The organism is Photobacterium chitinilyticum (assembly GCF_004104355.1).
In the GTDB taxonomy this organism is placed as follows: domain Bacteria; phylum Pseudomonadota; class Gammaproteobacteria; order Enterobacterales; family Vibrionaceae; genus Photobacterium; species Photobacterium chitinilyticum.
Window position 1 is genome coordinate 1 of the sequence record NZ_RJLM01000186.1, and the last position, 452, is coordinate 452.

General features: G+C 41.6%; 1 pseudogene. It reads left to right on the forward strand.

From position 1 onward, the window contains the following. Positions 1–452, forward strand: a pseudogene (locus EDI28_RS26445) (histidine motif-containing protein); the annotation flags it as partial.

Genomic DNA, 452 nt, shown 5'->3' on the forward strand with positions numbered 1-452 from the left:
AACTGTCACCTTTGGAAGAAAAATTGGCTCGTATTATTCCCCTTCGTTATCGTTCAAACCATTGGGTACCAGATTCAAGACCAGAACAACCAAGTCCACAACCGACTCCRGAACCTAGTCCAAGTCCGCAACCAGCTCCAAGCAATCCAATTGATGAGAAATTGGTCAAAGAAGCTGTTCGAAAAGTAGGCGATGGYTATGTCTTTGAGGAGAATGGAGTTYCTCGTTATATCCCAGCCAAGGATCTTTCAGCAGAAACAGCAGCAGGCATTGATAGCAAACTGGCCAAGCAGGAAAGTTTATCTCATAAGCTAGGAGCTAAGAAAACTGACCTCCCATCTAGTGATAGAGAATTTTACAATAAGGCTTATGACTTACTAGCAAGAATTCATCAAGATTTACTTGATAATAAAGGTCGACAAGTTGATTTTGAGGCTTTGGATAACCTGTTG